The organism is Pseudomonas sp. R62, from assembly GCF_000257605.1.
Lineage (GTDB): Bacteria > Pseudomonadota > Gammaproteobacteria > Pseudomonadales > Pseudomonadaceae > Aquipseudomonas > Aquipseudomonas atacamensis.
In genome coordinates this window covers 1700229-1707865 of sequence record NZ_JH635998.1, presented here as the reverse complement: position 1 = coordinate 1707865, position 7637 = coordinate 1700229, and the positions used below count along the sequence as shown (strand labels likewise).

Genomic DNA, 7637 nt, shown 5'->3' with positions numbered 1-7637 from the left:
CGCGTACCGGGGTCAAGAGCGTGGCGGTGGCAGTGGCGGGTTCGGCGGTGATCACCAAGGTCATCGAGATGGACGCCGGGCTGTCCGACGACGAACTGGAAAACCAGCTCAAGATCGAGGCCGACCAATACATTCCCTATCCGCTGGACGAAGTCGCCATCGACTTTGAAGTCCAGGGCGTCTCGCCGCGCAACCCGGAACGGGTCAACGTGCTGCTCGCCGCCTGTCGCAAGGAAAACGTTGAGGTGCGTGAAGCGGCGCTGGCCCTCGCCGGCCTGACCGCGCGGGTGGTGGATGTCGAGGCCTACGCGCTGGAGCGCTCGTTCGGCCTGCTGGCAACGCATCTGGCGGCCTCACAGGAGCGCCTGACCGTGGCGGTGGTCGATATTGGCGCGACCATGACCACTCTCAGCGTCCTGCACAACGGCAAGATCATCTATACCCGCGAGCAATTGTTCGGCGGACGCCAGCTCACCGAAGAGATCCAGCGCCGCTACGGCCTCACGGTCGAACAGGCAGGCCTGGCGAAAAAACAGGGCGGGCTGCCTGACGATTACGTCAGCGAGGTCCTGCAGCCATTTCGCGAGGCGCTGGTGCAGCAAGTCTCGCGCTCGCTGCAGTTCTTCTTCGCCTCCGGCCAGTACAACGCGGTCGACCATATCCTGCTCGCCGGCGGCACCGCCTCGGTGCCCGGCCTGGACCGTCTGATCGAACAGCGTCTGGACACGCCGACGCAGGTCGCCAACCCGTTCGCCGACATGGCATTGGGCAGCAAGGTCAACGCAGGAGCGCTGGCCAGCGACGCGCCAGCCTTGATGATTGCCTGCGGGCTCGCGCTCAGGAGTTTCGACTGATGGCGCGGATCAACCTTCTCCCCTGGCGCGAGGAGCGCCGCGAAGAACGGCGCAAACGCTTTCTGCTGGTCCTGATCGGCGTGCTGGCCGGCTCGATCGGCGCGGTGCTGATTGCTGACCAGATCATCACCGCGGCCATCGAGCGGCAGATGGCGCGCAACGATTACATCGGCAAACAGATTGCCGTGGTCGACGAACGCATCAAGCAAATCAGCGAGCTCAAGGCGCGCCGCCAGCAATTGGTCGAGCGCATGCGCATCATCCAGGACCTGCAGGGCAACCGGCAGATCAGCGGGCGAATCTTCGATCAGTTGGCACGCACGTTGCCGGACGGCGTGTATTTCACCGATGTGAAAATGGCCGGCAAGACCCTGTCCATCAGTGGCGCGGCGGAGTCGAACAACCGGGTCTCCGAGCTGATGCGTAATCTCGACGCGTCCGACTGGTTCGACGCGCCGAGCCTGAATGAGGTCAAGGCCACCAGCGCCGATCAGGTCGAACAGGCCAACGTCTTCCAGCTGACCGTTCGTCAGACCCAGCCCAAGGTTGTGGAGGACGAGCAATGAACGCCTCCGAGTGGCTGCAAAGCCTGCGCAACGTCGATTTCAACGACCTCGACACCAGCAATATCGGCTCCTGGCCCCCGGCGGTAAAAACCCTGTGCGGTGCGCTGGTGATGGTGTTGATCCTCGCGCTTGGCTATTACTTCTTCATCAGCGACATGGAAAGTCAGCTCGACCTCAAGCGCGAAGAGGAAACCACCCTCAAGGAACAATTCGCCAGCAAGGCGCGGCTGTCGGCGAACCTTGAGCTCTATACCCAGCAAATGAAGGAAATGGAAAACACCTTCGGCGTGCTGCTGCGGCAATTGCCCAGCGATACCGAAGTGCCGGGCCTGCTCGAAGACATCACCCGTACTGGTCTGGGCAGCGGCCTGGAATTCGAGGAAATCAAGCTGCTGCCGGAAGTGACCCAGCCGTTCTACATCGAACTGCCGATCCAGATCACCGTGACCGGCGCCTATCACGACCTCGCCACCTTCGTCAGCGGCGTCGCCGGCCTGCCACGGATTGTGACTCTGCACGATTTCGAACTGGCGCCGGCCAATCCCGAGGGCGGGACGAAGCTGCGCATGAGTATTCTTGCCAAGACGTACCGCTATAACGACAAGGGGCTGGAGAAATGACCCCGATTCGTTACTTCGTCCTGCCCATGGTGCTGGCGTTGAGCGGCTGCGGTGGCGGCGATGACTTCAGCGACCTCGACGCGTACCTCAACGAAGTGCGCCTGCGTCCGGCGGGCAAGATTGAACCAACGCCGACATTCCGGTCTTACCCCACATTCACTTACAGCGCCGCCAACCTGCGCAGTCCGTTTTCGCGGCAGGCGCGGGTCGATCTGGCCGGGCAGAAGCACGGCTCGCGCAACGTCAAACCCGACCCTAACCGGGTCAAGCAATATCTTGAAGGATTCAATATCGAGCAGTTCGAAATGGTCGGCACGATCGCCAATGCCTCGGGCTCGTTTGCGCTGTTGCGCGGCGCAGGCGGGGTGCATCGCCTGAAGGTCGGCGACTACCTGGGCCGCAACGACGGCCGCATTGTCGCCATCAGCGCCACCCAGGTCGATGTCGTGGAGATCGTGCCCGACGGCGCCGGCGCCTGGCTGGAGCGGCCGCGCACCATTCCTTTGAAAGAGCACTCATAGTGGAAGTCGAACAATGAACAGGATTTTCTCCACCCTCGGTTTTTCGCTATGGATAGCGCTGGTGTCACCGATGGTAATGGCGGCCAGTCTGAAAGCGCTGGATGTTGCCGCGCTGCCGGGTGACCGCGTCGAACTGAAGCTGTCGTTCGACGGCCCGCCATCACAGCCCAAGGGCTACACAACCGAGTCGCCGGCGCGCATTGCACTGGATCTGCCGGGCGTGACCAGCCAGTTGGCCAGCAGGAATCTTGATCTGGGCAGCGGCAACGCGCGCACGGCCACGGTGGCCGAAGCCAAGGATCGCACGCGGCTGATTGTCAGCCTGACGCAGTTGGCGCCTTACAGCACGCGGGTCGAGGGCAATAATCTGTTTGTGGTGGTCGGTCAGGGCGCTTCCGCGACTGCGCCGCGCCCGGCTGCCGTTGCACCGCGTGCCGCCACGGCCGCTGCGGCACCTGCCAGACCAGCCGCGCAACGAAGCAGGGCGATTCGCGGTGTCGATTTCCAGCGCGGCACCGAGGGTGAGGGCAACGTAGTCATCGACCTCTCCGATCCGACCATCGCCCCGGATATCCAGGAGCACGATGGCAAGATCATCCTCAGCTTCGCCCGCACGCAATTGCCGGAAAAACTGCGCGTGCGCCTCGACGTCAAGGACTTCGCCACGCCCGTGCAGTTCGTCAACGCAGCGCTCACCGGCGATCGCACCGTGATCACTGTCGAGCCCAGCGGCACCTTCGACTACTCCACGTTTCAGACCGATAACAAGCTCACCGTGAGCGTGCGGCCGATGAGCATCGACGACCTGCAAAAGCGCAACGCCGACCGTCAGGCCTATGTCGGCGACAAGCTCTCGCTGAATTTTCAGGACATCGACGTGCGCTCGGTGCTGCAACTGATCGCGGACTTCACCAATCTCAATCTGGTGGCGAGCGATACGGTGCAGGGCGGTATCACTTTGCGCCTGCAGAACGTGCCGTGGGATCAGGCGCTGGATCTGGTGCTGAAAACCAAGGGACTGGACAAGCGCAAGATCGGCAACGTGCTGCTGGTCGCGCCGGCCGATGAAATTGCCGCTCGCGAGCGTCAGGAACTGGAATCGCAGAAGCAGATCGCCGAGCTGGCGCCCCTGCGTCGTGAGCTGCTGCAAGTCAATTACGCCAAGGCGGCGGACATCGCCAAGCTGTTCCAGTCCGTGACCAGTGCCGAGGCCAAGGTCGACGAGCGCGGTTCGATTACCGTCGATGAGCGAACCAACAACATCATTGCCTACCAGACCCAGGATCGCCTCGACGAACTCCGGCGGATCGTCGCGCAGCTGGATATTCCGGTGCGCCAGGTGATGATCGAGGCGCGCATCGTTGAGGCCAACGTCGATTATGACAAGAGCCTGGGCGTGCGCTGGGGCGGTTCGGTGCAGAACAAGGGCAACTGGAACGCCTCCGGGGTCAACGGTTCGTCGAGCACTATCGGTACGCCGGGCAGCACCGGCACCAACTCGCCGTTCGTCGACATGGGCACGGTCAATAACACTTCGGGGATCGGCATCGCATTCATCACCGACAACGTGCTGCTGGATCTCGAACTGACGGCGATGGAAAAGACCGGCAACGGTGAAATCGTCTCGCAGCCGAAAGTGGTCACCTCGGACAAGGAAACCGCGAAGATCCTCAAAGGCACCGAGATCCCCTATCAGGAGGCCAGCTCCAGCGGCGCGACCTCAGTGTCGTTCAAGGAGGCTTCGCTTTCACTGGAAGTTACTCCGCAGATCACCCCGGACAACCGCATCATCATGGAGGTCAAGGTCACCAAGGATGAGCCGGACTACCTGAACAAAGTGCAGGATGTGCCGCCGATCAAGAAAAACGAGGTCAATGCCAAAGTGCTGGTAAATGACGGCGAGACCATCGTAATCGGCGGTGTTTTTTCAAATACTCAAAGCAAGGTCGTAGATAAGGTGCCATTTCTTGGCGATGTGCCGTATCTTGGCCGCCTTTTCCGGCGTGATGTGGTTTCGGAGAAAAAATCCGAGCTGCTGGTATTTCTCACTCCGCGTATCATGAATAACCAGGCGATTGCTGTGAGTCGTTGATTCTGTGCGAAATTTGATACTTGTAGGACCGATGGGTGCTGGCAAAAGCACCATCGGCCGATTGCTGGCCAAAGAGCTGCGCCTGCCGTTCAAGGATTCCGACAAGGAAATTGAGCTGCGCACGGGTGCCAATATCCCATGGATCTTCGACAAGGAAGGCGAGCCCGGCTTTCGTGACCGCGAGCAGGCGATGATCGCCGAGCTGTGCGCGTTCGATGGCGTGGTGCTGGCGACCGGCGGCGGCGCAGTGATGCGTGATGCCAATCGCAAGGCCCTGCATGAAGGCGGGCGCGTGGTGTATCTGCACGCCTCCGTCGAGCAGCAGGTCGGCCGCACCTCCCGCGATCGCAATCGGCCGCTGCTGCGTACCGCCGATCCGGCGAAAACCCTGCGCGACCTGCTCGAGATCCGTGACCCGCTCTATCGGGAAATTGCCGATCTGGTGGTGGAAACCGACGAGCGGCCGCCACGCATGGTGGTGCTCGACATTCTCGACCGCCTCGCGCAGTTGCCGCCCCGTTAAAGCATCGTCCGAAATGCGCTATCCTCGGCGTCCTGTCAGCGTCCGCCGAGGGTGTGGCGGATGCCGGGCGAGCGGCGTCATACCGCTACAGGCCGCAGAACACCAATAATTTCAGGGCAGGATGCCTGCTTCCATCTTCACTGTGGGGACACATGCAGACACTCAAGGTCGATCTAGGCGAGCGCAGCTACCCGATTCATATTGGCGAAGGTCTGTTGGATCAGCCGGAACTGCTGGCGCCGCATATCCACGGGCGGCAGGTGGCAATCATCTCCAACGAAACCGTCGCGCCGCTCTATCTCGAACGTCTGACCCGCAGCCTTGCGCAGTTCTCGGTGATCTCGGTGGTGTTGCCTGATGGCGAAGCCTTCAAGAACTGGGAAACCCTGCAACTGATTTTCGATGGTCTGCTGACCGCCCGTCATGACCGCCGCACCACCGTGATCGCCTTGGGCGGCGGGGTGATCGGCGACATGGCCGGTTTCGCGGCCGCCTGTTATCAGCGCGGTGTCGATTTTATCCAGATTCCTACCACGCTGTTGTCGCAGGTCGATTCCTCGGTCGGCGGCAAGACCGGCATCAACCATCCGCTGGGCAAGAACATGGTCGGCGCGTTCTATCAGCCGAACGTGGTGCTGATCGATACCGCATCGCTGAAAACCCTGCCGGAGCGCGAGTTGTCGGCGGGCCTGGCGGAAGTCATCAAGTACGGTCTGATCTGCGACGAACCGTTTCTGACCTGGCTGGAAGAAAACGTCGACGCCCTGCGCGCGCTGGATCAAACCGCGCTGACCTATGCGATCGAGCGTTCCTGCGCGGCCAAGGCTGCGGTGGTCGGTGCCGATGAGAAGGAAACCGGCGTACGCGCCACGCTCAATCTCGGCCACACCTTTGGCCACGCCATCGAAACCCACATGGGCTATGGTGTCTGGCTGCATGGCGAGGCGGTGGCGGCTGGTACCGTGATGGCGCTGGAAATGTCCGCGCGCCTGGGCTGGATCAGCGGGCAGGAGCGTGATCGCGGCATTCGTCTGTTCCAGCGAGCCGGCCTGCCGGTCATTCCGCCTGAAGAGATGAGCGAAGCCGATTTTCTCCAACACATGGCAATTGATAAAAAAGTGATCGACGGTCGTCTGCGCCTGGTGCTGCTGCGCCGGATGGGCGAAGCGGTAGTGACCGACGATTATCCGAAAGAGGTTCTACAGGCCACGCTGGGAGCGGATTACCGCGCCCTGGCTCAGCTTAAAGGTTAAAACGATTCCGATGACTAGTTTGCATGCCGACGAGGCGTTTCTCGGCCATTTCCAGTTAAGTCACGACCCGTTCGCGCCACGGGTGCCTGGCTTCAAATTCTTCCCGGCCCAGCGCAAACCGGTGCTGGGTCAACTGCATCATCTGGCGCGCTACAGCCAGTTGCTGCTGGTGGTCACCGGCCCGCAAGGCAGCGGCAAGACCCTGCTGCGGCAGGCGCTCGTTGCCAGTACCAACAAGCAATCGGTGCAAAGCGTGGTGGTTTCCGCCCGTGGCGCCGGTGATGCGGCCGGCGTGCTGCGCCAGGTGGCGCAGGCGCTGGATGTCGCTCAGGCCGAAGTCGGTGCGATTCTCGAGCAGGTGGTACAACTGGGTCTGACCGGGCAGGAAGTCTATCTGCTCGTGGACGATGCCGAGCAGCTCGACGAGTCCGCGCTGGAAGCGTTGATGGCGCTCGGCGCCGGCACGCCGGAAGGTCGTCCGCATGTGTTCCTGTTCGGCGAGTCGTCGCTGATCGCTCAGCTCGAGGCGTTGCAGCTCGAAGAAGAGCGTTTCCACGTCATCGAATTGCAGCCGTACACCGAAGAAGAGACCCGCGAATATCTCGACCAGCGGCTGGAAGGCGCGGGCCGGGGTGTCGAACTTTTCACCGCAGATCAGATCTCTGATATTCACGAAAGCTCCGAGGGCTGGCCGGGCAACATCAACCAGGTCGCTCGCGATGCACTGATCGAAGTCATGATTGCCAGCCGCTCCGCGGTCAAGCGTCCAAGTATGGGGTTCAACATGCCGAAGAAACACGTATTGGCGATTTCCGCCGTCGTTGTGGTCGCGGTTGCCGCCGCCTGGCTGATGCCGGGTCGCAGCAAGGCACCGACCACCGGTGCTCCGGCCAATGAACAGGCGCAACTGCCATTGGGTCAGGGTGCAGCGAACGGCGCCAACCCGTCCGTCGAATTCGCCGGCAACACCCAGCCGATGCCGCTGCCATTGGTCGGCAACTCGCAGCCGGTCATGCGTGGCCCGCTGGCAGAAGCCGCCGGTGGCATTACCGAAGGCGACGACGGCGTGCCGCTGGAAGGCTCCAGCGATACGCCGCCGACCGTAACCACCTCCGCGCCGCCTGCTGGCGTTCCGGCCGGTCCTGCGCCGACACCGGTTCCGACTCCTGCCGCCAAACCGGCGCCAACCCCGGCACCGACGCAGATCG

General features: G+C 62.1%; 8 protein-coding genes. All 8 read left to right on the top strand.

The genetic code is table 11. The features are described 5' to 3' along the window. The coding region (gene pilM, locus OQK_RS08850; protein WP_016772052.1) for a type IV pilus assembly protein PilM at nucleotides 1-854 on the top strand (854 nt) is incomplete at its 5' end. Next, nucleotides 854-1420, top strand: a complete 567-nt coding sequence (locus OQK_RS08845; RefSeq protein ID WP_016772051.1) for a PilN domain-containing protein — start codon at nucleotides 854-856, stop codon at nucleotides 1418-1420. The genes pilM and OQK_RS08845, both read left to right, overlap by 1 nt. After that, on the top strand, nucleotides 1417-2040 hold the full coding sequence (gene pilO, locus OQK_RS08840) for a type 4a pilus biogenesis protein PilO (RefSeq protein ID WP_016772050.1): 624 nt from the start codon (nucleotides 1417-1419) through the stop codon (nucleotides 2038-2040). The genes OQK_RS08845 and pilO overlap by 4 nt, the downstream gene beginning before the upstream one ends. Beyond that, on the top strand, nucleotides 2037-2561 hold the full coding sequence (locus OQK_RS08835; protein WP_016772049.1) for a pilus assembly protein PilP: 525 nt from the start codon (nucleotides 2037-2039) through the stop codon (nucleotides 2559-2561). The genes pilO and OQK_RS08835 overlap by 4 nt, the downstream gene beginning before the upstream one ends. A 13-nt stretch (nucleotides 2562-2574) precedes the next feature. Beyond that, complete coding sequence (pilQ, locus tag OQK_RS08830; protein ID WP_016772048.1) at nucleotides 2575-4653, top strand: type IV pilus secretin PilQ; 2079 nt, start codon at nucleotides 2575-2577, stop codon at nucleotides 4651-4653. 4 nt (nucleotides 4654-4657) lie between these two features. Then, nucleotides 4658-5176, top strand: coding sequence for a shikimate kinase AroK (gene aroK / locus OQK_RS08825; RefSeq protein WP_024011270.1), 519 nt, complete (start codon nucleotides 4658-4660; stop codon nucleotides 5174-5176). A 152-nt stretch (nucleotides 5177-5328) separates the two neighbouring features. Continuing rightward, nucleotides 5329-6429, top strand: a complete 1101-nt coding sequence (gene aroB, locus OQK_RS08820; protein ID WP_016772046.1) for a 3-dehydroquinate synthase — start codon at nucleotides 5329-5331, stop codon at nucleotides 6427-6429. A gap of 10 nt (nucleotides 6430-6439) precedes the next feature. Continuing rightward, on the top strand, nucleotides 6440-7637 hold a 1198-nt coding region (locus OQK_RS08815), incomplete at its 3' end, for an ExeA family protein (protein WP_038860785.1).

Excerpts from the sequence above, each read along its gene's own strand:
- OQK_RS08845 (WP_016772051.1), top strand. The coding sequence starts at position 854 with ATGGCGCGGATCAACCTTCTCCCCTGGCGCGAGGAGCGCCGCGAAGAA.
- pilO (WP_016772050.1), top strand. The coding sequence starts at position 1,417 with ATGAACGCCTCCGAGTGGCTGCAAAGCCTGCGCAACGTCGATTTCAAC.
- OQK_RS08835 (WP_016772049.1), top strand. The coding sequence starts at position 2,037 with ATGACCCCGATTCGTTACTTCGTCCTGCCCATGGTGCTGGCGTTGAGC.
- pilQ (WP_016772048.1), top strand. The coding sequence starts at position 2,575 with ATGAACAGGATTTTCTCCACCCTCGGTTTTTCGCTATGGATAGCGCTG.
- aroB (WP_016772046.1), top strand. The coding sequence starts at position 5,329 with ATGCAGACACTCAAGGTCGATCTAGGCGAGCGCAGCTACCCGATTCAT.